Origin of the sequence: Lentisalinibacter orientalis (assembly GCF_040706535.1) — a bacterium.
Classification (GTDB): Bacteria; Pseudomonadota; Gammaproteobacteria; order Steroidobacterales; family Woeseiaceae; genus Lentisalinibacter; species Lentisalinibacter orientalis.
Genome location: NZ_JAPDRJ010000001.1, coordinates 2,164,199 through 2,189,636 on the forward strand (window position 1 = coordinate 2,164,199; position 25,438 = coordinate 2,189,636).

A 25,438-nucleotide genomic window follows, 5' to 3' on the forward strand; every position below is an offset into this window, starting at 1 on the left:
GGCGATGAAGTTTACTCCAACCGCAATTCCCGAGGTCGTGGTTATCGAGCCGGATGTATTCGGCGATGAGCGGGGATTCTTTCTGGAATCCTGGCAGAAGAAGAAATTTGCCGACGCAGGGATAACGGAAGAGTTCGTGCAGGATAACCACAGCCGCTCAGTTCGGGGGACGCTGCGGGGGCTTCATTACCAGGTTCGGCAAGCCCAAGGCAAGCTCGTGCGGGTCACGTTGGGTGAGGTGTTCGACGTGGCGGTGGATATCCGCCGGGGATCTCCGACCTTCGGGCAATGGGTAGGTGAGACGTTGTCTGCGGAAAATTTCCGCATGCTCTGGGTGCCAGCCGGATTCGCGCATGGCTTCTACGTCACTTCGGACATCGCAGAATTTCAGTACAAGTGCACGGACTACTATGCGCCGGAATTCGAGCGCTCGATTCTGTGGAGCGACGCCGATATAGGCATTGGCTGGCCCATCCCGACGGGGGAGCTGCCCTTGCTTTCTGGCAAGGATGAGGCTGGGTCGGTTCTGCGGGAGTCAGAGTTGCCTGGATAGCATGTGCTCCCGACAGGATTCGCCTTCCGGCTCGCGGGCAATAATCGCCTTACGACGCCGCTGACCGGATGACATAAGTTGCCACGCTGGCTTCGGCTCTCTAGAATTCCGTCTTTCGGGCTTGGGCGACTGAATCGGTGGGACTTCTCCAGGGACACAGGAGTAACCACGACGGGGATCGTGGGTGGAGACGGCTTCTGCCGTTTGCGGCGGCCCTGACTCTGGCGCTCCCGACTTTAGCCTCCGCAGAACCGTGGATCGCGCCCGGCGACCCCTGGTTGAAGGCCGATATCCAGCGCCTAGCCGACGAGGGCGTCATCACTAGTCCGGTCTCCGCTTGGCCTCTGTCCATGGGCGACATCGCCGAAGACGTCAACCGCTTTCGGGAGGACACTGACCTTTCCGCGCCGGCCACCTCCGCCCTTACCCGCATTCGTGACTTGGCGAAGTATGAGACTCGCACCAAGGTGTGGCGCACCGAGGGCGAGCTGAGCTTCGCCGAGAATCCACTGCTCATCCGCGGCTTCGAGGACGTGCCCCGGGGCGACGAAGAAGGCTGGGCCTCCACCGACTGGACAGGTGATCGCTTCGCCATAAAGGTGCGCGCCGGCTTCTCCGATGATCCGGTGGACGACCAGGACTTCCGCATGGACGGCTCCTACGCCACCATGGCGCTCGGCAATTGGATGATCGGTGCCGCAGTCGTCGACCGCTGGTGGGGCCCCGGCTGGGGTGGCAGCCTGATACTCTCCAACAACGCCCGGCCGATACCGGCGCTGGTGCTGGAGCGGAACTTCTCCACCCCCTTCGAGAGCCCGTGGCTGTCTTGGATCGGCCCTTGGTCCACCAGCGTCGTCTGGGGTCAGCTCGAGAGCGGGCGTGCGGAGCCCAATGCGCGGTTCTTCGGCTGGCGAGTGAACTTCCGGCCGCTGCAGTCGCTGGAGATCGGGCTGCTGCGTACGGCACAGTGGTGTGGTTCGGGGCGGCCCTGTGACATCGATGCGTTCCTGAAAGTGCTGGCGGGTGACACGAACGTGGAGGAAGGTGAGAGCGGCGCGAGCGACGAGGCGAATCAGCTCGCGGGTTACGACTTCCGCTGGCATTCGCCGATTGGCAATCTGCCCTACGCCGTCTACGGACAGCTCATAGGCGAGGACGAGGCGGGCGGCTTCCCCAGCCGTTATATGGGCATGGGCGGCGTCGAATTCTGGGGAAGAAGCGATGCTGTGCAGTCCGACTGGCATGCGTACGTGGAGATATCCGATACGACGTGCAATTTCTATGAGAGCTCCAAAGGCTTCAATTGCGCCTATAACAATGGCTCTTACCCTACCGGCTACCGCTACAAAGATCGTTCGATCGGATATTCCACGGACAACGACGCCCGTACCGTTACCGCCGGCGTCCTCGCGCGCCACGACAAATACGGTAAATGGCACGTGACCGCAAATTTCGCCGAGCTAAACCGGGGCGGCGCGCCGGACAAGGGCAATACCGTCACGTCCACGCCAAAGGATCTTCTGGACGTCAGCATCACCCATAGTCGTGATACGAAGTTCGGCAAGCTCGATCTCGGCGTCGGCGTGCAACAACTGGATGACAAGGTCGCGAACACGGATTCCACCGATGTGCGCGTATTCGTAAGGCTCACACAACAGTTCGGATAGCCGTGCAACGTTTTCTCAGGTTTTTCGCCAGTCTCACCGTGCTCGTCGTGGCTGCCGCGGTACTGATGGCTGCCGCACCCTCGGCCTACAGCCAGTCAGTCTCGCTCACTCCCGAGCAACAGCGCATGTTGAACCAGTTGCCGCCCTCGCAGCGTCAGGCGGCGCTTGAGCAGCTTCGTAACTTGCGGGTTTCGTCGGGCGGGCAGCGGGAGGTCAGCAAAGACAGCGATGAGCAGACTACGCCGCCTATGCTATTGCCTCCTCTCGAGGAAGACGAGCCGGAGGGGCCGCCGGTTTTTCGGGCTGACGATACGTTGGTGCTGAATGTTAGTGCAAGGGAGACCAGTGGGCCGGCGCTATCCGGGGCGGTACAGCAGTCCCGCGACGCGTTGATGCAACGTGTCATGAATGGTAATCCGTATCAACTCGATGCGCTCGGGCGCCTCATGCTGTCGGGCGTGGGTGAGATACCTCTCTCCGGCCTCACAGAGGAACAGGCGACTATGCGGCTCGCCGCGGAGCCGTCGCTGTCACAGCTGAGCATCAATGTGAACCGGCTCCCGCTGGAACCGGTCGGGGTAGATGCGCTGGAGCCATTTGGCTATGAACTCTTCGAGCGGGATCCGGCGCGGCTGGAGCCGAATCGAGCGGTGCCCGTAGCCGCAGACTACATGCTTGGGCCCGGGGACACGCTCCGAATTCAGCTCTTCGGAAATCAAAACGTTGATTACGAGCTGCCGGTCGAGAGAAACGGCATGGTTCGCTTCCCGGAAATCGGTCCCATCTCGGTTGCCGGTCGCAGTTACGCTAATGTGCAGCAACTCATAGGGGAACGGGTCCGCGAACAGTTTATCGGTACCCAGGTAAGCGTAACGCTGGGTGAGCTGCGCGCTCTTCAGGTATTCGTGGTAGGCGACGTCAAATCGCCGGGCTCTTATGCTGTCAGCCCGATGTCGACGATTACGACCGCGTTGGCCGTGAGCGGGGGAGTAGCGCGCCAGGGCAGCTTGCGTCGTATCCAGCTCAAGCGCCAGGGTGAAGTGGTGAAGACGCTGGATGTCTACGATGTATTACTTCAAGGGGACACTCGGGAGGACGTGCGGCTCCAGTCGGGCGACGTCGTTTTCGTTCCGCCGGTTGGCACCCGGGTAACGGTCGCGGGCGAGGTCAACCGGCCGGCGATATACGAGTACCGCGGTGCCGCCAATGTGGAAGACGTCATTGGTTTGGCTGGCGGTCTGAAGCCCACTGCATACAAGCCCGGAATCAAGATTGAAAGGCTTGAGCCGGGTGCCGGCTTGCTGGTGCTCGAAGCGAATCAGAACGAGATCGAGGGCCGTTCGCTAAAGGTCGCGGACGGGGACACGATCGTGGTGCCGAAAGGTGTCGCCCAGCTCGAACAGGCTGTGCGGCTGGTAGGCAATGTCCAGCGGCCGGGCGACTACCAGTGGCGGGATGGACTCCGTATCACCGATCTAATTCGCAGCAGCCGCGACCTTAAAGAGAACAGCGACCTCAACTATGTGTTGATCCGCCGGGAAGTGGTGGCGAACGCGGAACTCGCCGTTGTCTCGGCAGACCTGCAGGCAGCCTGGGGTGCGCCTAAAGGTGAAGAAGACGTGCTCCTGGAGCCGCGGGATACGGTTTATGTGTTCGATCTTAAGGTGGGGCGGGAACATATAGTGTCCCCGCTCATCGATGAGTTGCGGCTCCGATCCTCGAGAACCCAACCGCTGCGAGTGGCGCGGATCGGTGGCCAGGTGAGCGCCGAAGGTGAGTACCCGCTAGAGCAGAGCATGCGCATCGCTGACCTGGTGCGTGCGGGTGGTGGATTGGCAGAATCCGCATATCTCGAAGAAGCAGAATTGACGCGATATGAGCTTGTCAATGGTGAGGCGAGAAAGACAGAACTGATCCAGATAAATCTCAAAGCAGCACTGGCGGGCGATCCGGTACAGAACATTGTGCTGCAGTCGTTCGATTACCTCAATATCAAGGAGATTCCGCGCTGGCGAGATCAGGAATTTGTCGAGATCCTCGGTGAAGTCGCGTTCCCTGGCCGCTATCCGATCAAGCAGGGAGAGACACTGAGACATGTGCTAGAACGCGCCGGAGGTCTGACAGATATGGCCTTTCCCAAGGGCAGTGTCTTTACGCGGGAAGCGCTCAAGGATCGGGAGCGAGAGCAGCTCGACGTGCTGGCGAATCGGCTGGAGGGCGACCTGGCGTCGATGTCACTTTCAGATCCGGGGCAATCGGAAGCGGTCAGTACTGGTAGGGCGCTGCTCGAGCAACTAAGAGAAGCCAAGCCCGTTGGCCGCCTCGTGATTGATCTTCCGGCTGTCCTAGCAGACGCAGCTGACGATGTGATTCTGCGCGACGGCGATCGTTTGATTGTGCCGGTCCTTGCGCAGGAGGTGACTGTAATCGGCGAGGTGCAATACACTACCTCGCACTTGCATGACCCTTCGCTAGGACGAGACGACTACATTGACAAGAGCGGCGGCTTTACCAGGAAAGCCGACAAGACGCGTACGTATGTCGTGCGAGCAAATGGGGAAGTTGTTGTCGGTAGCCAGTCGCGCTTTTTTGCTCGTTCAACGGGGTTGGATATTCAGCCAGGGGACACGATAGTTGTGCCGCTACATGCGGATCGAGTAAAGCCCATTGCGCTGTGGTCTAATGCGACCCAGATCGTATATAACCTTGCGATCGCTGCGGCCGCGGTGAATTCGTTCTGATTGGCGCGATCCAATACGGCACGTTCGCAGCATATTCCGAGCATGAAAAAACCTTCAGCAGCTACAGATCAAGACTACGACGCCCTGAATTCTATAGCTCTCGATGAAGTTACCATCAGCAGGTTTCTGAGGGCCGCGTGGTTGTCGCGAATTTGGATCCTATGCGTCGCTCTGGCTGCAGGTATCGCTGCCGGAGCTTATGTGATGATCGCGCCAGACTGGTATCGAGCGGAAGTCGTACTTTCTCCCGCAAACGACCAATCTGTGCCGCAAATTCCATCCGAACTTGGTGGGGTGGCCAGCCTGATCGGCCTTGATGTCTCAGAATCTACGGCGGTCGAGGCGCGAGCCGTTCTTGAATCTAGAGATTTAGCTCGCGAGTTTATTGAGAAGCGTCAGCTTCTGCCTGTTTTTTTTGAAGGGGAATGGGATGCAAAAAATCAAAGATGGCGAGTAGATCAAGAGGACCAGCCAGACGTGCGAGACGGTATACAGTATTTTGCCGATAATGTTCGTGTGCTCAGAGAAGAGGCGGGTAATGATCTGTTGTCGCTGCAGATTCAGTGGAAGAATCCAGCGCAGGCAGCAGAGTGGGCAAACGAATTGGTGAGTATGGTCAACCATGAGATGCGGACTAGGGTGCTCCGAGAGGCGCAAGCACGAATAGAGTATCTTGATCAGCAGATCTCCCAGACAAATCAGTTGGCGACCCAGCAGGCGCTTAGCCGGGTTCTTGAAAGAGAACTGCAAAAGGTTGTATTGGCACAAGGAAATGAGCAATACGCGTTTCGTGTACTCGATTCGGCACAGATTCCGAAGTATCCATACCATCCCAAGAAGTTGCTGATCGTCATTACTTCTATGCTATTTGCTGCAGTCCTGGCTTTCATAGTCGCTTATGTGCGCTTGCTCCTGCGCGTAAATCGGTCGATGCATCCCCAACAGCAGGCGTCTGCCGGCTAAGTTGACCGTGGACCACGGTAAATTGGATTCGAGACTAGTCGCTTCGACCATGCGTCGGTAGATTCACGGTCGCTTCTCGTTTGGGTCTGTTGAGAACGTGTCATGGGCTGCATCGACACGGTGGCATCGTGATAGCGGCTGATCCGTGATGCGTGGCTAGACTGGATATTGAGTGTGCACCGAAAGAGCGCGATCAGCATAGGGATTCGTCTTTCACATGCTGCGTTGGGTTACCTAGTCGCGGTCCTATTGGCGAGATTTCTTGGTCTAGAGCAATTCGGCGTCTATAGCTTTGCGTTTGCTGCGGCTGGCATCGTAGCTATGCCACTACAACACGGCGTCGCTGCGCTGATCGTTCGTGAAACGAGTCGATTCAAAGCGAGTAAGGATCCGGTCGGAAGAGCAGCCCTTTGGACTTGGGCGAATCGACTTGTGCGGATGGGCTCACTTTCGCTGCTTACTGTCGCGATAGTGATGCTCTTCTTTGCGCAGCGTAATGTCCTAGCTGCATATGCGTGGCCTCTATTCTTCGCGTTCGCGCTCGTGCCGATCGTGTTGTTCGGCGCAGTGCGTTCAGCCGTGTTGATCGGGTTACGTCACGTTGCTCTGGGCCAATTGCCAGAGTACGTGATTCGTCCCCTCGTCTTAATCTTCCTGATCGCTCTGATGCAAGCCGGCGTCACTAGGATCATGCCGACAGCCTCGCTAGCGATGCTGCTATATGCTGTGGCAGCTACCATATCTCTTTCGTTTGCATCAGCCTTCCTTAAGCGAGTCGGGGCGCGTCACGGTCGAAGAACTCCGGACCCGACTCAGGTCAAGAACTGGTATAGGGCGCTGGGACCGTTGGTCGTCGTATCTGGAGTGCACTATTTTGTCTCTTACTCGGATTTGCTGTTGCTGGGAATATTAAGCACAAGCAAAGATGTCGGCCTTTATCGGGCCGCAAGTCAGACTGCTCTTTTCATTCCCTTCGTGCTACAAGCGGTGAATGCAATATTGGCTCCGATATTTGCAGGCTGCCACCATCGCGGCGATACGCGTTCGCTGCAAGAAGCCATCTCGCGGGGCAACTCTCTAATCGTTGGTCTCACCATTCCGTTATTCATTGTCGTTGTTCTCTTTGGTGCTTGGATTCTAGGCACGCTCTTCGGTGCGGAGTTCGGGCAGGCATACTCTGCTCTTTGCATTTTGGCTGTGGCGCAGTTCATCAACGTCCTGGCAGGCCCGGTAGCATATCTATTGACGATGACGGGGCACGAATCCCGAGCGGCTCGCGTCCTAGTCTTGTGCGCCGCTCTAAATTTGGTTCTCAACGTGTTACTCATTCCGCGATATGGACTTGTCGGGGCAGCGGTAGCTTCCGCACTAAGCATTTCGGCGTCTAACCTGATTATGCTAGGACTTGTCAAGAACCTATTGAGCGTCGATTCGTCAATTATTGGAGTGCTCTTGTCCAGAGGTTCCCAGAGCGGGAGAAAACCATGAACGCGTTTCCGCATTTCATTGTCATCGGTGCCCAAAAAGCTGGTACTACGTCAATGCATGCGTGGTTGAGCGCCAGTCCAACGATATCAATGCCAGTTGAAAAGGAACTCCAGTTTTTTAGCAACGAAGACGAGTATGCCCGGGGCATGGATTACTACCGTAGCCTATTTCCCCATGCGAGCGATTCGTTGATCCTCGGAGAAGCGTCACCACAATACTTGTGCTCTAAGAAGGCGTCAGAGCGCATCAAGTTTCACTGCCCCGGCACCAAGCTAATCGCTGTTCTTAGAGATCCAGTCGAACGAGCACTATCGCATTACCGAATGACTGTCCGTCGAGGTCGGACACGTCAATCTCTTGATGCCTGTATCGACGAGCTTCTGGTGAAAGCCGGAGAGGAAGTCGATGAACCGGATATGGATCATGATTTCCTGGCGGTCGGTTTGTATGGCCGTCAGTTGACGAGATTTGCGCAGATGGCGGACCGCGGTCAACTCCGCGTCTACTTTCTTGAAGAGTTGATTGGTGACTCAAGACCATTGGCCGCGGATATCCAAGAGTATCTGTCGCCAGATGCGGTGCTACGTCTGGGCGAATTCCCGCATGCGCATCGCGGTGGCACTGCCCGGTTTGGGCGTCTTGATCGTGTTTTGCGCTCAAACGGAGCAGTACGCGCGTGTGCCCGGTTCCTGCTGACGCCCTCGCAGCGCAAGGCTTTGAGGTTCCGATACGAGACGCACTTCAGTGTGCGGGCTGAGGATGCTCCTGAAGTCTTGAGCCAACAGACTAGGGAACGACTACACGAATATTTCTCCGCCGACAGGATTTTACTGGAACGATTTATCGGCCGAAGAGCCCCGTGGGTCTAGCAGGTTTTTGCGATGAGTATTATTGGTGTCTCGGTGCTGAATTACGTCGACTACGAAGCTACTCTGAAGTGCCTGGCGAGCTTCGCAAGATGTGACCCACTCCCGGATTATATTGTGGTTGTCGACAATGCGTCTCCGAATCAATCGTGGGAGAGACTCACAGAAGAATGCAAGAATCTCAAGAATACTCGCTTAATTCGCGCACCGAGAAACGGAGGATTCTCTTATGGGCACAATATCGGTATACGGTACTTGCGCGACCGAGGTGTCGATCATGTAATCCTCGCGACGAGCGACACAGAGGTCGTAAGTACCGAAATAATTAGGGTGTTCGGAGCTGAAGCAACGGAAACTGTGGGAATTATTGGGCCAACGATTTATGTCCCGAATGGGTCCGAACAAAACCCATCGGTTTGGCAGTTGGACATGCGCTATTGGGCAGCTTTAGCGTGGTTTATGTGGGGAAGGCCGGGAAGGTCGCTCTGGACCTCGATTAGGGGGCATTTTCCAAGGAAGAGGGCACTAGTCAGTGGAGAACCGAGTACGGATTCGTTGACGGTATATAAGCTGCATGGTGCGTTTTTTATGCTAACGAGAGCATTCTTGAATCGCTATCCTCAGTTGGATGAGGATCTATTTATGTTCGGTGAGGAGGATCTCCTGGCGTGGCGTAGCCGTGAGGCGGGACTAAAGCTCCGGTTCGTTCCAAGAGTTCGAATTCGTCATCAGAACGATTCGAGTATAAACGCGAGCCAAGCGGACCAAGCTACGAGTTTCGTAGCCGAGCAGGAGGCGCGGGCGGCAAAGGTCTTGAAGACCAAAATACCTCTGTGGCGCCTACTGTACTCAGCGGTGACAGAACAGCTGAGATGACGTGATGCTCTGGTTAGCGTTTGTCGTGATTCTCGCCGCCAGCCTATTTAGTGGGCGAGTTTTGCTAGTTAACGGCATGCGAGAGATTCTCGCCCCTTTGACTGCCTGGCATCTGTTCTTACTGGTCTTGATGTATCCGCGGCTCTTCATGTTGTTGTGGATGGATGCGAAGTTTCGCTGGTTGCCGGGAACCACGCCTAATGAACGGGCGGTGGGCTGCCTTCTCCTGATTGCCCTGGCGGTGATTGCGACGATTGCCCTGCATTCGGGCTCATGGGTAAGTAAGCAGCGGAAGGCTGTGTCAGTAAAGGCGATAAGGTACTCCGCCGCTCTCTCACTTGTTCCGTGGCTTCTCGGCCTTGCAGGACTTTCGGCGTATATCGTGCTTCTTGGCGGTATCTCGACAGTCGCTTCGTCCCTGTCTGAGTCAAAGTCGGTTCGGGGTGGAGGCGTCATTTTAATGCTCTCGTCCCTAACCTGGATCGCGGCGCCAATGGTAATTGCAGGACGAGCGCGCGTAGAGAGTCTGAACCGGACTTGGTTCGCCTGGATATTGTTCGGAACAACGTGTGCCGTTACTGCGGTGTATGGCCGGGCGACTCCAATAGTATGGGGAGCACTTCTGTTTGTCGCGACGAGCTATTTCGGCCAGCAAAAAATCGATTTCCGAAAAGCTCTGCCACTGCTAGTGCTAGCGATCCTCACTTTCGTTAGCTTCAAGGCATTTCGGTTGGCCGGCTCCTGGGAGCGAGACGTTGGAACCCTATTTGGATACGCTGGTCTTTATACGGAATTTCTCATCAGCGATGGTGGAGAGCAGGCGATCACAGACATGTCGGTGCGACTCTTGCTATGGGGGGACGCGGAATTCCCGCTCGGAAGCTTTTGGTACAGATGGATCGCTTGGCCCGTTGAGCTCACGCCTCGATCATTGTTTCCGTTTGATATTACGCCGGTGACCATAGGGCGAGAAATGTACTGGTGGGCTACGAGAAACGTGGACGTAGATGCGGGCGCGCCGATATTCGGTTTTGTCTCGGCGTATAAGACTGCGGGGATAGGCCTCGTGATTGCCGTCTATTTCTTGTTTGGGCTGGTGACAGAGCGTCTTCACCAGAGGGCATCATCAGGGCGGCTCGCGAGTGTTGTGGGTTATGTGATGTCGCTTTGCCTATTATTGTTCTTTTCGCGACTCGGAGATTTCTCCGCCTCGGTTGTGCAGGTGATCGTGCTGGGAGCAGCGCCTTTGCTGTTCCTGTTGTTTGTCGATTCTCAAGAGTATATAGAGAGGGCAGGTACTCGGTCACCCTAAAGGGGATCGCGTACTCATTTGGTCGCTTCTATGTAAAGAGAGCCGGGCTTATAAGGCTCACCAGAGCCCAGCGTATCCAGACCAATTGCAGACCATTCCGGAATTTCGCTCTCGCGATGAGTGACTCGACGTGGATTCCGGTAACCGGCATCGGCTAGCTTCTGCCGCAAGGTGATTTCGTCGTACATCCACTGATGTGTCTCGCCACGCCTTCGGGCGTCTCCAAACACTGCGGTTTCCAGTAGTCTTCGTGGTGCGGATTGTCCGCTCGTTCCGGCAGCAGTGCGGCGCACACTCTGCTCGATCAAAGCACCAAGCTTGGTGTCGTGCGAGCGATTCAATTCCGGGTCAACGGCTCGCCGACACTCTTCGAGGCTGCCTAGATACTCGCGGGCGAGGCTTTCCATATCGGGGACCACGATTCTGTGAATGCCACCGGCCTTCAGCACTCTGTGGACCTCTCGCAGAAAGGCTTCGGCGTCTTCGCGGTCGAGGTGTTCGAGCATATGGGAGTGATAAACGGCATCCACGGTCTCGTCACGATACGGTATCCCACTCCGCAGATCATGTACGACTATGTTGTCCGGGAGCGACCGCAGCCTGCGAAGTCGATCTGGCCCAAGAAAGGAGGAGGCGAGCGAGGTAGCCCAGCGATGCTGCCTCAACCTCAAAAGAGGAGACCAGTCGATATTCACGACCGAGAAATGATCACTTGTGCGAGCGCCGCACCCCAAGTTTAGTATGAGCAAACTAGTTCCTCCATGTAAGGCTAAATCGCATTCTCATCGAGCACTCTGTTGATCCACGTCTGTGAGTCGATTGCATTCTCTTTAGCGATTCGCCCGGAACGCTCGGCGTAGACGGCATAATTTTCAATCAAATGAGAAATCGCCGCCCTCCATGACGAGAAATCTCGTGGTTCAAAAGTTATAACATTTTCTTGCCCAAAAGCACGGCCGTATGGTCGGTCGGCGACCAAAATGGGAAGGGAAAAGCAGGCGCCTTCCAGAAGTCCGTTTCCGAATGTCTCGCTTTCTGAGGGGAACACTATCGCGTAACTTTCGGCGTACCACCTGAAAAGCTCAACTCTGGTGACTTCTCCAATATTGACGAATACTTCGCCGAGCTTTGAGTCGCCTGCGCGTTGTAGCAGACGTCTTGTTGACGTGCTTTCCGCAATTGTGGTTACAAATTGCAGGCTGTGGCTTGCAAGAAACTCTCTTGAATTCTTCGCGAACTCAATCAGGAGATGGTGGTTCTTGTGTTCATACCACCGGCTTGGATAGATTAGGATTTTGCGTTGCAAGGGGCGACTTGCATGTACGGACCGGCCGCCTACGAGAAATTGGTCAATTGGGTTAGGTGCTACGACGACGGAGGATTGAGAGATTGCCCATCGAGTGCATAGAATTCGTTTCATCTGCCCGCTTTGCACCACCCAGTGTTTAGTACATCGAGTCGTAAGCAGGAAAAGGAAGCGACGTGCTGCTTCCTGCAGCCGCCGCCGTATTGGGAGCTGCTCCGCATCTCGACGCGTCATCTCCAAGAGATACGGATGGCGCACTAATACGGTTTTTGGGCATCGAAATCGTCGCACCGAATAGTTTCCAAGAACGATAAGATGGCGCGGTTTTAGTCGTCGGATTAGCCTCGGGAGCGTGAATAGCTCAAACAGTACCCTGTGTAGGCGCTGGAGTCCTGGTGGGGCCTCGATGTACATCACCCTGACTCGATCGTTGCTGTGACCAAAATCGAGGCCGGGAAGTTTGGGTACGAGGAAGACGTAGACTTGCTTAGACGGTGAACGCCCCAGCTGGTCGATCATCAAGCGCGTAATGTTGTATGTGCCGGCGCTTTTGGCGTTGATGGCGTTTAGGACGATCGGGGCATCATTGTTCATAAGGGCAACGGTGTCCGCTGAGGTGTTAGGTGTTCTCCCCCGGAGGCGAGCATATCAGGCTGTGGTGCGGCGGAAAATTGTCTGCCATTTATCGTAGAATTGTCATGCGATATTAGCCGAGTAGAAACTTCGTGGGTGGAGTATCGCGGCGCCGGCGGTTGGTGTCTGGCTGACACATTGCTACCGCACTCACTCGGTGTCGGCAGCTATCCGACTGAAACAGGTTGGCAATTCGACGATTGCTACGTGCTTTCTATTAACAACTGATGGCGGACTGACATTGTATGGACAGTGACGGGATATCTTTTCAGGTCATGCTGATTGAGCAGTTTTTCTACCCGGAAGGCTGGTCTGGCGCTGAGATTCCGCGGAGCATAGCGATCCACTTGGCATCGCGAGGTATTCATGTCCGAGCCCTTTGCGGTTCAGATCAATATGCTTTCGTGAAAGATCAGGCGTCGGAAAATCCCGAAGAGTATGGGGTCAAGATTGTCCGCGTTCCACGACTTATTCGAAGCGCGGGAATCCATCGTTACAAATTGCTCCGGCAATTGTGGTTCTATCTGGCATCCTTGCCAATGCTCTTGTTTCGCAGTCCACCGACTGTGTATGTCAGTCAGACCAATCCTCCGTTAATGCCTGCCATCGTAGCAGCGGTCGCACTAATCCACCGTAGAGATTTCGTACTCATCGCGATGGACCTCTATCCGGAGGTTATGTTCGCCCATGGAATGGCCCGTATGGACTCTCTCTTCGGAAGATTCGTTTCGAAGCTCATGGGCTGGGCATACGGGCGCGCGACCAAGGTGATTGCGCTGGGGCCGTCCATGAAGGAGAGATTGCTAGAGAAGGGTGTGGCATCGGACAAAGTGGAAATCATCTCCAATTGGGCAACCGGAGATGTCGATATTGTTCGAGGGCCGGCGAATACGCTGGCGGCGAAGTGGGGATTAACAGACTTTCCCGTTATTCTGTACTCTGGAAATATCGGCATATCTCATGACATTTCGGCCCCGATTCTAGCGTTCGAGAAAGCGTTGGTCAGTGCTTCGGCATTGCGGCTATTGTTTATTGGCAGCGGTACGCGTCTCCAGGAAGCCAAGTCTTTGGTCAGTCAGAGAGGCCTTGAAGATCGAGTCCAATTTCGAGGTCTGGTGCCCATAGATCAGTTGCCAGAGTCTATCGGGGTCGCGAGTGTCGCGTTGGTTACACTTAATCCCGGTTTCGAAGGATTGGTGGTTCCGAGTAAGCTTCTTGGCTATATGGCCCGTGGCGTCCCAACCGTTTATATCGGGCCACCGTCCGATGTCTCGCACCTGATTGAGGTTTCTGGCGGGGGGGTGGTCTATTCCAACGATGACACGGACGGAATAGCAAGGTTCTTCGCGTCAATTGGGGACAATCCCGACGCGCTGCATACGCTCGGCAGTAATGCTCGGCGATATTATAATGCGCACCTTTCGAAAGAACTTGGTCTTTCGCAATACTATGACGTGATCTGCGAGGCCGCGACGGCTGAATCGCGTTCGCGTAAGGTCTGACGGGCACAGTAATCAATGTCTGTCATCGTAACCGGCGCTTCCGGATTTATCGGTCAGCACCTGTGTGCGAACCTGGATTCGTCGGGGATTTCGGTCCGACGCCTGGTACGCAGGGCGTGTGATGCTCCCGGTAGTGTGGTAATTGAGGATCTCGGCGCCCGGCCGAGCTTGGATGCGGTCCTGGAAGGTGTTGATTGCATCGTGCATGCGGCAGGTTTGGCACATGGTAAAGCGTCTGGTGACGGGCAAGCAGACCTGGTACGGATAAACGTCAACGCCACTCGATGGTTGGCAGAGGAGGCGGTGGCAAAAGGGGTTAAGAGGTTTGTTTTTCTTAGCTCGATAGGGGTACTTGGAAGCCGCACGGAAGGAGGCGGTTCGCTGGATGAAAATTCGTTACCGAACCCTCTCGATCCCTATTCGGTATCAAAGAAAGATGCTGAAGTCGTTCTTCAGGATGTCGCAGTTCGGACCGGGCTTGAGGTCGTGATCGTGAGGCCTCCGTTGGTTTATGGACCTGGAGCCCCTGGTAACTTCTCCCGACTAGTTAAGCTGGTAGCGTCCGGGCTACCATTACCGCTTGCGAGTGTCGATAATCGTCGGGCGGTTATAGGGATAGACAACCTTGTAGAGTTCTTGGTGCTCTGCATGAAACACCCGAATGCGGCCGGTCACTCGTTTCTTGTGTCCGATGGGCGCGACCTATCAACCCCTGAGTTCGTGCGAAAGATCGCGGCAGCGATGGGTCGGTCCGCGCATTTGTTCCCATGTCCGCCCCGCCTATTAGAGATCGCAGGAAAAGCCATCGGACGCTCGCCGGAGCTGCAGCGGTTGCTTGGGTCTCTCCAAGTAGATATTTCGCATACGAGGGAGAGATTGGGATGGAGTCCATCTATGAGCATTGGTGAAAGCCTGCGTCGAGCTTTCGCAAGCCAGAGCAACTGACGTAGTGGAACCGAGATGATCCGATTCCTGGATATTTTGCTCTCCGCACTTGGTCTAATTGTCGCCTCCCCGCTGCTAATAGTCCTGATACTTGCGGGTTTGCTTGATACCGGCATGCCGTTCTTCCGGCAGCGTCGAGTCGGTCAAGACCAAAAGCCCTTCACGCTGATAAAGTTCCGTACGATGAAACCTGAAACCAGGGAGGTCGGTACGCACCTCGCGGATACCGACGCGGTTACACCGTTGGGACGAGTTCTCCGTCGGTCGAAACTCGATGAGTTGCCGCAACTGTGGAACGTCTTGAAGGGAGATATGAGTCTAGTCGGTCCGCGTCCGTGTTTGTTGGCTCAGGAGGAGCTTATTTTGGAGCGGGTCAATCGCGGGGTATTCGACGTGCGGCCGGGAATCACCGGATTGTCTCAGATCAGGGGCATCGATATGTCAACGCCCGTCCGGCTCGCCGAAACTGATGCGCAGATGCTCGAGTCACTGTCGGTTTCCAGCTATCTTCGCTATATCTTGGCGACTGTCTTGGGCAAGGGCTCTGGTGACCGAGTGCGGACGTGACGGTGGCTCGAACGGCTCCCCGATCATTCCCGGTCAGCGCCGCCGGGCAATCGAACTCGTGGGCCAAAATTGGAATTCGAGCACACTTTTTCGCATCATTTGTTTATACTATGTCAAATATCGTCGGCAAGGCTATGAATTGCCTCAATAAGGACTGTTTTCGCTGACGTTACAACGGGGAGCACGTGAGCCCACAGGAACGGAAATCGCTGGGACGCATTCGGGCATCCATTGTCCAGTTATCTCGGCCTGCCAAGCAGACGGTCATGTTGGCGGCGGATGCCGTCGCCATACCCCTCATTTCACTGATTGCGCTCGCCGTGACGGTCGCGCCAGGGTGGCCTTCTGTTGGACTCGGCACGACCGTGGCGGGCGTGGTGTTGATGGCTACGGTCCCCGTCATGTGGGGCATGGGACTCCACCGCTCGGTGGTCCGATTCATGGGCCTGGACCTCTTCGTCAACGCGTTCCGCGTGGCGACCCTGTCCGCGGTATTGCTCACATTACTCAGCGTCTTGCTCCCTACGGTCCAGCTCCCCATCCGGACCATTGTGGTCATCTGGGCCGGGATCCTCATCTGGATTTCGGGCAGCCGTCTGATGGCCCGGCTTGTGCTGCGCGGCTCACGCCAGCGCGCTGATCGGGTAATCATCTATGGCGCCGGCGAGGCCGGTGTGCGTCTGGCGCAGTCGCTGGCCAGCGGGCAGGACTACTTACCCGTCTGTTTCGTCGACGACAATGACAAGCTGTGGGGTAGTGTGCTGAACGGCCTCGAGGTGCATCCGCCGCGTTCAGTGCCGACCTTGGTCGATGAGCTCGATGTATCCCGCCTGCTCCTCGCACTCCCGAGCGCTTCCCGTCGCCGCCGTCGGGATATTCTCCTCAAGCTGGAATCCCTTGCCGTCCACGTGCAGACCATTCCGGACATCAGTGATCTGGTGACAGGCCGCGCGAAGGTAGACTCCATCCAGGACGTCGACGTCGAGGATCTCCTGGGCCGTGACCCGGTGCCCCCTGTGCCGGAGCTGCTGGACGCATGTATCCGTGGAAAGGCCGTGATGGTGACAGGCGCCGGCGGCTCCATCGGCTCGGAGCTCTGCCGGCAGATTGCCCAACTCGGCCCCAGTCGGCTGATTCTTCTCGAGATTTCCGAGATTGCACTCTACAACATCGAGAAGCAACTGCGCGCTTTGAAGGAAACGGAGTCGCTCGAATTCGAGCTGATTCCGCTGCTCGGCTCCGCCCATCACAAGCCGCGGGTGCGGAGCGTGATGGCCTCGTATGGCGTGCACACCGTCTACCATGCGGCGGCCTACAAGCACGTGCCCATCGTGGAGCACAACGTGCTGGAAGGCGTACACAACAACGTGTTCGGAACGCTGCATACGGCCGAGGCGGCGCTGGAGGCGAAGGTAGAGACTTTCGTACTGATCTCCACGGACAAGGCGGTGAATCCCACCAACACCATGGGTGCGACGAAGCGCTTCGCTGAGCTAGTGCTGCAGGCGCTGCAAGAGCGCTCCGAGTCGACCAAATTCTGCATGGTCCGCTTCGGCAACGTGCTGGCCTCTTCGGGCTCGGTAGTACCGCTGTTCCGGGAGCAGATCCGACAGGGCGGTCCCGTGACGGTCACCCACCCGGACATCATCCGGTATTTCATGACGATCCCCGAGGCCGCGCAGCTGGTGATCCAGGCGGGCTCCATGGGCGAAGGCGGCGACGTGTTCGTGCTGGATATGGGCAAGCCGGTGCTGATCCGGGATCTGGCTTACCGGATGATCCATCTCATGGGCCTGACCGTCCGCGACGACAACGATCCGGACGGCGACATCGAGATCCACTACACGGGTCTGCGGCCGGCGGAGAAGCTCTACGAGGAGCTCCTCATCGGCAACGATGTCGTCGGTACGGATCATCAGCGCATCATGCGGGCGGCGGAGGCTTATCTGTCCTGGGACGACCTGGAGCCCCGCATAAAGACGCTGTGGGACGCCTGCCAGCTGGGCGATTGCGAGACCGCCCGCTCACTGTTGCTGGAGGCGGTGACCGAATATCAGCCGACGAACGAGATTGACGACCTCGTCTGGCGGCGGCGCAAGGTGTTGGCCTCCGGCAAGAAGAGCGCCAGCGTCACCGACATAGCGGCCCGCCGTAGCAGCTGATATCGGCGCGTGTCACGCCGAAATCTGCCGAATCTGTCACTTACCGTGCTCGTGCAATCGCTATAATTGCGGCGCTCAGCATCATTCATGCCGTCCGCGGCATCTGACACCATAAGGTTGGCGAAATGAGACTTACTATCTTCGGCTCCGGCTATGTGGGCCTGGTCACGGGCGCCTGTATGGCAGAGATGGGCAACCACGTGGTCTGCGTGGACATCGACGAGGACAAGATCAAGCGCCTTAACAAGGGCGAGATTCCCATCTACGAACCCGGGCTGGAGCCGCTGGTCGAGCGAAACGTCGAGGCGGGCCGTCTCGAGTTCACCACCGACATCGAAAAGGGCGTGGACCACGGTACCTTCCAGTTCATCGCGGTGGGCACGCCGCCGGACGAAGACGGCTCAGCAGACCTGAAGCACGTGCTTGCCGTCGCCGAGAGTATCGGCGAGCACATGAAGGAGTACCGCATCATTGTGGACAAGTCCACGGTGCCGGTGGGCACGGCGGACAAGGTCCGCGAGCGCGTCGCCAAGGTGCTGGCCAAGCGGGGTCTGCCGCTGGAGTTCGACGTGGTCTCCAACCCGGAATTCCTGAAAGAGGGTGCGGCCGTTACGGATTTCATGAAGCCGGACCGTATCGTGGTCGGCGCCGACAATCCGCGCACGACCGAACTCCTGAGGGTGCTGTACGAGCCCTTTACCCGCCAGCACGACCGATTAATCGCCATGGACGTGCGCTCGGCGGAGCTGACCAAATACGCGGCCAACGCGATCCTGGCCACGAAGATCAGCTTCATGAACGAGCTGGCCAATTTGGCCGAGCGATTCGATGCGGATATAGAACAGGTGCGTATCGGTATCGGCTCTGACCCGCGCATTGGCTATCAGTTCATCTATCCCGGCATCGGCTACGGCGGTTCGTGCTTCCCGAAGGACGTGCAGGCGCTGGCCCGATCGGCGACGGCCGTGGGCTACGATGCCGAACTGCTGAACGCGGTGGAGTCCGTGAACAACCGTCAGAAGCGACGGCTGTTCGAGAAGATCCGCGAGCACTACGAGGGCAACCTTGCCGGCAAGACCTTCGCGCTCTGGGGGCTGGCTTTCAAACCCAAGACCGACGACATGCGGGAGGCACCCAGCCGGGTGCTGATGGAGGCGCTGTGGGACGCCGGTGCGAAAGTGCGTGCCTACGACCCCGTGGCGATGGAAGAGGCGGAACGCATCTACGGCAAGCGCGACGACCTGGTCTTCTGCGAGTCGTCCCTGGAGACGTTGGAAGGCGCGGACGCGATGGCAATCGTGACAGAGTGGCAGGAGTTCCGCAGTCCGGATTACGATCTCATCAAGGACAAGCTTGCGCAGCCAGTAATTTTCGACGGGCGCAACCTGTACGAGCCGCACCTGATGGAGCACATGGGCTTCACCTATTACGCCATCGGCCGCGGGCACATCCCGGGGCGGGAGGCACGCGTAGCGACGCCGAAGCGGCGGAAGGACGACTGACACACAACCAAAGCAGAAGAGCGATATGGGCAAGACGGCACTGATTACCGGCGTCACCGGCCAGGATGGCGCCTATCTGGCGGAGTTTTTGCTGAAGAAGGGTTATGAGGTCCATGGCGTGAAGCGCCGGGCCTCGTCATTCAACACCGACCGGATCGACCACCTCTACCAGGACCCCCACGAACCCAATCCCCAGCTTATCCTGCATTACGGCGATCTGACGGATTCGACGAATCTGATCCGGATCATCCAGCAGGTGCAGCCCGACGAGATCTACAACCTGGCTGCCCAGAGCCATGTGGCGGTATCTTTCGAGACGCCGGAGTACACGGCGAATGCAGATGCCGTGGGCTGTCTGCGTATCCTCGAGGCGATTCGCATATTGGGTATGGAGGAGAAGACCCGGTTCTACCAGGCCTCCACGTCGGAGCTGTACGGTCTCGTGCAGGAGATTCCCCAAAGCGAGACGACACCGTTCTATCCTCGTTCGCCCTATGCCGTGGCGAAGCTCTACGCCTACTGGATCACGGTGAATTACCGGGAGGCCTATGGACTCTATGCGTGCAACGGCATTCTCTTCAATCACGAGTCGCCGATCCGTGGCGAGACCTTTGTCACCCGGAAGATCACGCGGGCGCTGGCTCGCATCAAGACCGGTCTTCAGGACTGCCTGTATCTCGGCAATCTCGATGCACTGCGGGACTGGGGTCACGCTCGTGATTACATAGAGATGCAATGGCTGATGCTGCAGCAGGATCAGCCGGAGGACTTCGTGATCGCGACAGGCGAGCAGCATTCTGTACGAGAATTCGTGGAGATAGCCGCTGCGGAGCTGGGCATCGATGTCAGCTGGCAAGGTGAGGGTGTTGACGAACAGGGACTGGATGGCGAGGGCAACGTGATCGTACGGATAGATCCTCGCTATTTCCGCCCCACGGAAGTCGAAACGCTGCTCGGCGATCCGACGAAGGCCAAAGAGAAACTCGGCTGGACGCCGAAGATCAGTTTCAGGGAACTGGTCACCGAGATGGTTCAGTCGGACCTCGAGATTGCCGGTCGGGACGCGCTGATTCAGCGTGAGGGGTATCGCGCCTTCAATTACCATGAATAAGGGTGACCGCATCTTCGTGGCCGGTCACCGAGGACTGGTGGGGTCGGCAGTGGTCCGGGAACTCGAGCGGCAGGGTTACGAGAATCTGGTTCTGAAGACGCGCAGCGAGGTCGACCTGACGGACGGCGCGGCTGTACGGGACTTCCTGCAGGCCGAGCGCCCGGCCGTCGTCATCGACGCAGCAGCCAAAGTCGGCGGAATTCTGGCCAACGATAGTTATCCCGCCGACTTCATCCGGGACAACCTGCGGATACAGACGAACCTCATCCAGTACTCCTACGAGGCAGGCGTCGGGAAGTTTGTTTTCCTCGGTTCGTCCTGTATTTATCCGAAGATGGCGCCGCAGCCGCTGAGCGAGGACACGCTTCTGACCGGCCCGCTCGAACCGACTAACGAGTGGTACGCAGTGGCTAAGATCGCGGGCATCAAGATGTGTCAGGCGTATCGCAAGCAGTATGGTTTTGACGCCATTTCCCTGATGCCAACCAATCTGTACGGTCCAGGTGATAATTTCGATCTGCAGACGTCGCATGTGCTGCCGGCGCTGATCCGCAAGTTTCACGAAGCGAAGCAGCGGGGCGATGCCACGGTGCCGATCTGGGGGACGGGGAATCCGCGTCGGGAGTTTCTCTACGTGGACGACCTCGCCAACGCGGTGGTGTTCCTTGCCGAGAACTACAGTGACGCGGAGATGCTGAATATCGGTGTCGGGGAGGATATCCGGATCGGTGACCTCGCCGAGCTCGTGGCGGAGGTAGTTGGTTTCGAGGGGTCGCTCGAGTACGACACCTCGAAGCCGGATGGCACGCCACGGAAACTCTTGGATGTCTCGAGGCTGAATGGCCTCGGTTGGAAGGCGAAGTGGTCGCTGCGTGACGGAATAGCGGCTACCTACGACTGGTACCGACAGCAAGGAGATGCCGGGTGATCATCCCCGTCATCCTCTGCGGCGGTTCCGGCACCCGGCTCTGGCCGGCGTCCCGGGCGGGGAACCCGAAACAGCTGCTGCGCCTGACCGGCGAGCGTTCGCTGCTTCAGGAGACCCTGCGTCGCCTGGAGGGTCTGGCCGGCGACTGTGCCCCGCCCATCGTGGTCTGCAACGAGCAGCATCGATTTGCGGTCGGCGAACAGCTTCTGGAGGTACTGGGGCCGGAAGCTGCATCCAGCGCTTCCATCATCCTGGAGCCGGCGGGCAGGAACACCGCACCGGCGGCCGCAGTGGCCGCGCTCCTGGCCGAGGCCGCCCACCCCGTCGAGAATCCGCTCCTGCTGATCCTGCCGGCGGACCACATGATCCGGGATGCAGACGCCTTCGTCGCCGCGGTGCGCACGGCGCTGCCTTCGGCGGAGGCGGGCAATCTGCTGACCTTCGGCGTGGTGCCGGATCATCCCAACACGGGTTACGGCTACATCCAGGCGAAGCCGGAGGGCGCGGGCGCCGTGCCGGTGGCGTCCTTCGAAGAAAAGCCGGACGCCGCGACCGCCGAGCGCTATGTCGCCGGCGGTGAACACTTCTGGAACAGCGGCATGTTCTTCTTTCCGGTGCGCGAGCTGCTGGCGGAGCTGGAGACGCACGCGCCGGAGATCCTCGCCGCCTGCCGCCGCGCGGTGGAGGGGCGGGAGGAGGGCGACTTCGTCCGTCTGGACGCCGAGGCCTTCGGCGCCTGCCCGTCGGATTCCATCGACTACGCGCTGATGGAGAAGACGAACCGGGCGATGATGGTGCCACTGGATGCCGGCTGGAGCGACGTCGGCAGCTGGTCGGCGCTGCACGACGTGGCCGACAAGGACGGGGACGGTAATTCGCTGTTCGGCGACGTGATCGCCGATAACTGCCGCGACACGTACGTGAGTGCCGGCAGCCGACTGGTGGCCGCCGTTGGACTCACCGGCTTCGTGGTGGTGGAGACCGAAGACGCGGTGATGGTGCTGCCGAAGGACCGCGCCCAGGACGTGAAGAAGATTGTGGAGTGGCTGAAGGAACAGCGCCGCTCGGAACTCTAGGTTGTAGGAGGGCCTGGTAGGAGGGGCTTTAGCCCCGATCCATTACCCAATCGGGGCTAAAGCCCCTCCCACAATTCGATTGACGCCGTCCCATCCGTCTGCGACTCTTTAACCCACATAATAAAAGCGGCCACGCAGAGCAGACGGGAGGGGGAATCTCGCGTCTCTGACGGCCGATAAGCATTTCCCTTCCCGGAGCGATCCCCAGACCTGCCTGGTCGTTGCGTCTCGCATCAGACCAGGAGAACACGTTATGTTTAATCGAATCGGGGCTTCGATCGCGACGGTTCTGTTTTCACTCTTGCTGGCATTCCCGGTGTCCGCCGAGACGGTGGAACTGCCCGGGCTCTCGCAGCCGGCGGAGATCGTCCGCGACGAGCAGGGCATCGCCCACATCCGCGCCCGCAACCGGGCGGATCTCTATTACCTGCAGGGCTGGGTTCACGCCGAGGACCGGCTGTTCCAGATGGACCTCAGTCGGCGTCAGCCGAGCGGCACGCTGGCGGAGCTGTTCGGTCCGTCGTCGATCCCCGGCGACGTGGAACTGCGCACCATCGGGCTGCGCCGTGCGGCCGAGCGCTCCGTGGACGTGCTCAGCCGCGAGACCATCGAGGCTCTCGAGGCCTACGCCCGCGGCGTCAACGACTGGGTGATGCTGAACCCGAACGGGCTGCCGCCGGAGTACGCCTTCCTCGGCTTCACGGAGCGGGAGGACTTCCGTCCGTGGAACGTCGTCGACAGTATTGTTATCGCGAAGCTGATCGCCTTCGGTCTGTCGTTCGACGTGGATACCGGCCTCACGCAGAGTCTCGAGGCCTACGTCGGAACGCTGGGCCCGATCGGCGCGCTGGTCTTCTCCCAGGACGTGTTCCGCTCGCAGCCCTTCGACTGCGCCTCCACGGTGCCGGACGCGACGGGCGAGTATCCGTTCGAGCCGGCGCCGCCGATGGTGCCGAACCCGTTCGCCTGCCCGGATGCGACGGTGGAGACTGTCGGCAATGGCAAGGGCAAGGGCAAGGGCAAGGCAAGGGGACGGGACGAGGCCGGCGGTCCGGCTGAGGCGTCCGCCGCCGCCCGGGGCAGGGGTAGCGCTTCCGCCGCGCTCTCGGCGCTGGCCGGCAAGGCGTCCGCCAAGCTGCGCCGCTCGCCCTACATACAGAACGTGCTGGATGCGGACGGCGAGATCGGCTCCAACGAGTGGGGCATCACGCGCGCCCTCGGTGCGAACGGCCGCCCGATCATCGCCAACGATCCGCATCTGGCGCTGAATACGCCGTCCACCTTCTACCCCATGGGCCTGGAGGCGCCGGGGCTGAACGTGTTCGGCAGCACTTTCCCCGGCGTGGCGTTCGTGGTGCTGGGCCACAACAAGCACATCCACTGGGGCGCGACCACTAATCCCATGGACGTGACGGACACGTTCTTCGAGTTGCTCGCTTTCGACGAGACCGGCACGCCGGTGGCCACGATCTTCCAGGGTCAGCCCGAGCCCGTCGAGCTGATTCCGGAGACGTTCTTCTACAGCGACGGAAGCGGCGGGCTCGTAGAGGCGACGGGCGTGCCGGCGGCCACCATCATCGTGCCGCGGCGCAATCAGGGTCCGATTATCACGACGCTGGCGGACCCGGCTCCCGGCGCGACGATACCCGCGCTCAGCGTGCAGTACACCGGCTTCAGTGCCACCCGCGAACTCGACACGTTCCGTCTCTGGAACGAGGCCCGCAACCTGAATGACTTCAAGGAAGGCCTGCAGTATTTCGATTTCGGCTCCCAGAACTGGGTCTACGGCGACAACGCGGGCAACGTCGCCTATTTCGCGAGCGCCGAGATGCCGATCCGTACCGACCTGCATCAGGGTACGGTGGCACCCGGCAACCCGGCCTTCTTCCCGCCGGGTGCGGGCATCCCGCCCTGGCTGATCCGGGACGGGACCAGCGGCGCCCACGAGTGGCTGCCCGTGGAGAATCCCCAGCCGGGGCAGGCGATCCCCTACGAGATCCTGCGCCAGGACGAGCTGCCGCATACCATCAACCCGCCGGCGGGCTGGTTCGTGAACGCCAACAACGATCCGGCGGGCACGGTGCTCGACAACGATCCGCTGAACCAGCTGCGCAAGGGCGGGGAGGGCATCTATTACCTGAACCCGGGCTATGCGGGCGGCTTCCGGGCCGGCACCATCACGAACCGCATCCGCGAGTATGTGGCCACCCAGGGCGAGCTGAGCCAGGCGGACCTCAAGTCCATCCAGGCGGACGTCTCGCTGCTGGATGCGAAGTGGTTCGTGCCCTATATCACGGCGGCCTTCGACAACGCCGGCGGCTCGGCAGTCGCCGAACTGGCGGCTTTTGCCGCGGACGACGAACTCGCCGACGCCGTCGACTATCTCCGCGACTGGGACTTCACCACGCCCACCGGCATCCAGCCGGGCTACGACGCGGGCGATCCGGTCGTCGCGAGCTGGACCGACCTGCCGGAGCCGAGCGAGGCCGAGATCGCCCACAGCATCGCGGCAACTCTTTACAGCGTCTGGCGCGGCCAGGCGGTGCGCAGTATTGTCGACGCGCCGCTGAACGCACTCGGCCTGCCGACGCCGGGCAGCACCGAGGCGATGACCTCGCTGCAGCATCTGATCCGCAGCCAGGGTGGCACGGGTGTCATCCCGTTTTTCGAGGTACCCGGCCTGAGCGACTTCGACGACCGGCGCGACTACCTGCTGCTGGCGGCGATGCGCAGTGCCCTCGATCTGCTGGCGAGCGACGAGTTCGCGCCGGCCTTCGGCGACTCGCCGACGCTCGCGGATTACCGCTGGGGCAAGCTGCATCGCATCGTGCTGGATCATCCGTTCATCGATGCGGCCGACCTGCCGGCGCAGGGCGGTTTCCCGCAGCCGGTACCGGGCCTGCCCGGTTACCCGACGGACGGCGGCTTCAACGTGGTGGATGCGTCATCCCACAGCGCCCGCGCCGACGGCCTGAACGATTTCATGTTCGGCAGCGGTCCGGTACGCCGTTACACCAGCGAGCCTCAGGGCGCCTTCCGCAGCAACGCGGAATCCGTCTGGGCCGGCGGCACGAGCGGCGTGCCGAGCTTCCTGTTCGGCATCGACAACCCGTTCTACGGCAACCTGCTGAACTACTGGCTGGTGAACGATACGCTGCCGCTGGTGCTGCGGACGAAGGATGTGGAAGGAGGAATGAGCATTCGGGTGGTACCGGCGGGGGATTAAAAGGAATGTAGGAG

At 58.9% G+C, this 25,438-nt stretch carries 19 protein-coding genes and 1 pseudogene; 17 read left to right on the forward strand and 3 right to left on the reverse strand.

What is annotated here, in order from left to right:
- Window positions 1-4: 4 nt before the first annotated feature.
- From rfbC to ACJMK0_RS09595, 8 genes are all read left to right on the forward strand, one after another.
- A complete protein-coding gene (gene rfbC / locus ACJMK0_RS09560; protein WP_405237729.1) occupies window positions 5-553 on the forward strand; it encodes a dTDP-4-dehydrorhamnose 3,5-epimerase in 549 nt (182 codons plus the stop codon).
- A gap of 278 nt (window positions 554-831) precedes the next feature.
- Window positions 832-2,220 (forward strand): capsule assembly Wzi family protein, encoded by a 1,389-nt coding sequence (locus tag ACJMK0_RS09565; RefSeq protein ID WP_405237731.1) that lies wholly within the window; start codon window positions 832-834, stop codon window positions 2,218-2,220.
- 2 nt (window positions 2,221-2,222) lie between these two features.
- The gene (locus tag ACJMK0_RS09570; protein WP_405237733.1) at window positions 2,223-4,961 is read left to right on the forward strand and encodes an SLBB domain-containing protein; all 2,739 of its coding nucleotides are present in this window, start codon (window positions 2,223-2,225) and stop codon (window positions 4,959-4,961) included.
- A gap of 42 nt (window positions 4,962-5,003) precedes the next feature.
- Window positions 5,004-5,924 (forward strand): Wzz/FepE/Etk N-terminal domain-containing protein, encoded by a 921-nt coding sequence (locus ACJMK0_RS09575; RefSeq protein ID WP_405237735.1) that lies wholly within the window; start codon window positions 5,004-5,006, stop codon window positions 5,922-5,924.
- 174 nt (window positions 5,925-6,098) lie between these two features.
- On the forward strand, window positions 6,099-7,412 hold the full coding sequence (locus ACJMK0_RS09580) for an oligosaccharide flippase family protein (RefSeq protein ID WP_405237942.1): 1,314 nt from the start codon (window positions 6,099-6,101) through the stop codon (window positions 7,410-7,412).
- On the forward strand, window positions 7,409-8,281 hold the full coding sequence (locus tag ACJMK0_RS09585; RefSeq protein ID WP_405237737.1) for a sulfotransferase family protein: 873 nt from the start codon (window positions 7,409-7,411) through the stop codon (window positions 8,279-8,281). The genes ACJMK0_RS09580 and ACJMK0_RS09585 overlap by 4 nt, the downstream gene beginning before the upstream one ends.
- A 12-nt stretch (window positions 8,282-8,293) precedes the next feature.
- Window positions 8,294-9,154, forward strand: coding sequence for a glycosyltransferase (locus ACJMK0_RS09590; protein ID WP_405237739.1), 861 nt, complete (start codon window positions 8,294-8,296; stop codon window positions 9,152-9,154).
- Between the two features lies 1 nt (window position 9,155).
- Window positions 9,156-10,466 carry a hypothetical protein gene (locus ACJMK0_RS09595; protein WP_405237741.1) on the forward strand — a complete coding sequence of 437 codons (1,311 nt, stop codon included), beginning with the start codon at window positions 9,156-9,158 and terminating at the stop codon, window positions 10,464-10,466.
- 14 nt (window positions 10,467-10,480) lie between these two features.
- On the opposite strand, the gene ACJMK0_RS09600 is transcribed toward ACJMK0_RS09595, so the two are convergent.
- The 3 genes and pseudogenes from ACJMK0_RS09600 to ACJMK0_RS09610 all read right to left on the reverse strand — a co-directional run.
- Window positions 10,481-11,161, reverse strand: coding sequence for a class I SAM-dependent methyltransferase (locus ACJMK0_RS09600; RefSeq protein ID WP_405237743.1), 681 nt, complete (start codon window positions 11,159-11,161; stop codon window positions 10,481-10,483).
- A 74-nt stretch (window positions 11,162-11,235) separates the two neighbouring features.
- Window positions 11,236-11,772, reverse strand: a complete 537-nt coding sequence (locus ACJMK0_RS09605; RefSeq protein WP_405237944.1) for a glycosyltransferase — start codon at window positions 11,770-11,772, stop codon at window positions 11,236-11,238.
- 54 nt (window positions 11,773-11,826) lie between these two features.
- Window positions 11,827-12,366 (reverse strand): annotated as a pseudogene (locus tag ACJMK0_RS09610) (hypothetical protein); the annotation flags it as partial.
- A gap of 284 nt (window positions 12,367-12,650) precedes the next feature.
- On the opposite strand from ACJMK0_RS09610, the gene ACJMK0_RS09615 reads away from it, so the two are divergent.
- The 9 genes from ACJMK0_RS09615 (at window position 12,651) to ACJMK0_RS09655 (ending at window position 25,424) form a co-directional block, all read left to right on the forward strand.
- On the forward strand, window positions 12,651-13,907 hold the full coding sequence (locus ACJMK0_RS09615) for a glycosyltransferase family 4 protein (RefSeq protein WP_405237745.1): 1,257 nt from the start codon (window positions 12,651-12,653) through the stop codon (window positions 13,905-13,907).
- 15 nt (window positions 13,908-13,922) lie between these two features.
- A complete protein-coding gene (locus ACJMK0_RS09620) occupies window positions 13,923-14,852 on the forward strand; it encodes an NAD-dependent epimerase/dehydratase family protein (RefSeq protein ID WP_405237747.1) in 930 nt (309 codons plus the stop codon).
- A gap of 15 nt (window positions 14,853-14,867) precedes the next feature.
- Window positions 14,868-15,419 carry a sugar transferase gene (locus ACJMK0_RS09625; RefSeq protein ID WP_405237749.1) on the forward strand — a complete coding sequence of 184 codons (552 nt, stop codon included), beginning with the start codon at window positions 14,868-14,870 and terminating at the stop codon, window positions 15,417-15,419.
- A 185-nt stretch (window positions 15,420-15,604) separates the two neighbouring features.
- Window positions 15,605-17,581: a polysaccharide biosynthesis protein gene (locus ACJMK0_RS09630; RefSeq protein ID WP_405237751.1), complete on the forward strand. Its 1,977-nt coding sequence runs from the start codon at window positions 15,605-15,607 to the stop codon at window positions 17,579-17,581.
- A 125-nt stretch (window positions 17,582-17,706) separates the two neighbouring features.
- Window positions 17,707-19,083, forward strand: a complete 1,377-nt coding sequence (locus ACJMK0_RS09635) for a UDP-glucose dehydrogenase family protein (RefSeq protein ID WP_405237753.1) — start codon at window positions 17,707-17,709, stop codon at window positions 19,081-19,083.
- 25 nt (window positions 19,084-19,108) lie between these two features.
- Complete coding sequence (gmd, locus tag ACJMK0_RS09640) at window positions 19,109-20,194, forward strand: GDP-mannose 4,6-dehydratase (RefSeq protein WP_405237755.1); 1,086 nt, start codon at window positions 19,109-19,111, stop codon at window positions 20,192-20,194.
- Window positions 20,187-21,122 carry a GDP-L-fucose synthase gene (fcl, locus tag ACJMK0_RS09645; protein WP_405237757.1) on the forward strand — a complete coding sequence of 312 codons (936 nt, stop codon included), beginning with the start codon at window positions 20,187-20,189 and terminating at the stop codon, window positions 21,120-21,122. The genes gmd and fcl overlap by 8 nt, the downstream gene beginning before the upstream one ends.
- Window positions 21,119-22,198 (forward strand): mannose-1-phosphate guanylyltransferase/mannose-6-phosphate isomerase, encoded by a 1,080-nt coding sequence (locus ACJMK0_RS09650; RefSeq protein ID WP_405237759.1) that lies wholly within the window; start codon window positions 21,119-21,121, stop codon window positions 22,196-22,198. Before fcl ends, ACJMK0_RS09650 begins: the two co-directional genes overlap by 4 nt.
- 253 nt (window positions 22,199-22,451) lie before the next feature.
- Entirely contained in the window at window positions 22,452-25,424 is a 2,973-nt protein-coding gene (locus tag ACJMK0_RS09655) for a penicillin acylase family protein (protein WP_405237760.1), read from the forward strand.
- Window positions 25,425-25,438 lie beyond the last annotated feature (14 nt).

Excerpts from the sequence above, each read along its gene's own strand:
- rfbC (WP_405237729.1), top strand. The coding sequence starts at position 5 with ATGAAGTTTACTCCAACCGCAATTCCCGAGGTCGTGGTTATCGAGCCG.
- ACJMK0_RS09575 (WP_405237735.1), top strand. The coding sequence starts at position 5,004 with ATGAAAAAACCTTCAGCAGCTACAGATCAAGACTACGACGCCCTGAAT.
- ACJMK0_RS09585 (WP_405237737.1), top strand. The coding sequence starts at position 7,409 with ATGAACGCGTTTCCGCATTTCATTGTCATCGGTGCCCAAAAAGCTGGT.
- ACJMK0_RS09590 (WP_405237739.1), top strand. The coding sequence starts at position 8,294 with ATGAGTATTATTGGTGTCTCGGTGCTGAATTACGTCGACTACGAAGCT.
- ACJMK0_RS09615 (WP_405237745.1), top strand. The coding sequence starts at position 12,651 with ATGGACAGTGACGGGATATCTTTTCAGGTCATGCTGATTGAGCAGTTT.
- ACJMK0_RS09620 (WP_405237747.1), top strand. The coding sequence starts at position 13,923 with ATGTCTGTCATCGTAACCGGCGCTTCCGGATTTATCGGTCAGCACCTG.
- ACJMK0_RS09625 (WP_405237749.1), top strand. The coding sequence starts at position 14,868 with ATGATCCGATTCCTGGATATTTTGCTCTCCGCACTTGGTCTAATTGTC.
- ACJMK0_RS09635 (WP_405237753.1), top strand. The coding sequence starts at position 17,707 with ATGAGACTTACTATCTTCGGCTCCGGCTATGTGGGCCTGGTCACGGGC.
- gmd (WP_405237755.1), top strand. The coding sequence starts at position 19,109 with ATGGGCAAGACGGCACTGATTACCGGCGTCACCGGCCAGGATGGCGCC.
- fcl (WP_405237757.1), top strand. The coding sequence starts at position 20,187 with ATGAATAAGGGTGACCGCATCTTCGTGGCCGGTCACCGAGGACTGGTG.
- ACJMK0_RS09655 (WP_405237760.1), top strand. The coding sequence starts at position 22,452 with ATGTTTAATCGAATCGGGGCTTCGATCGCGACGGTTCTGTTTTCACTC.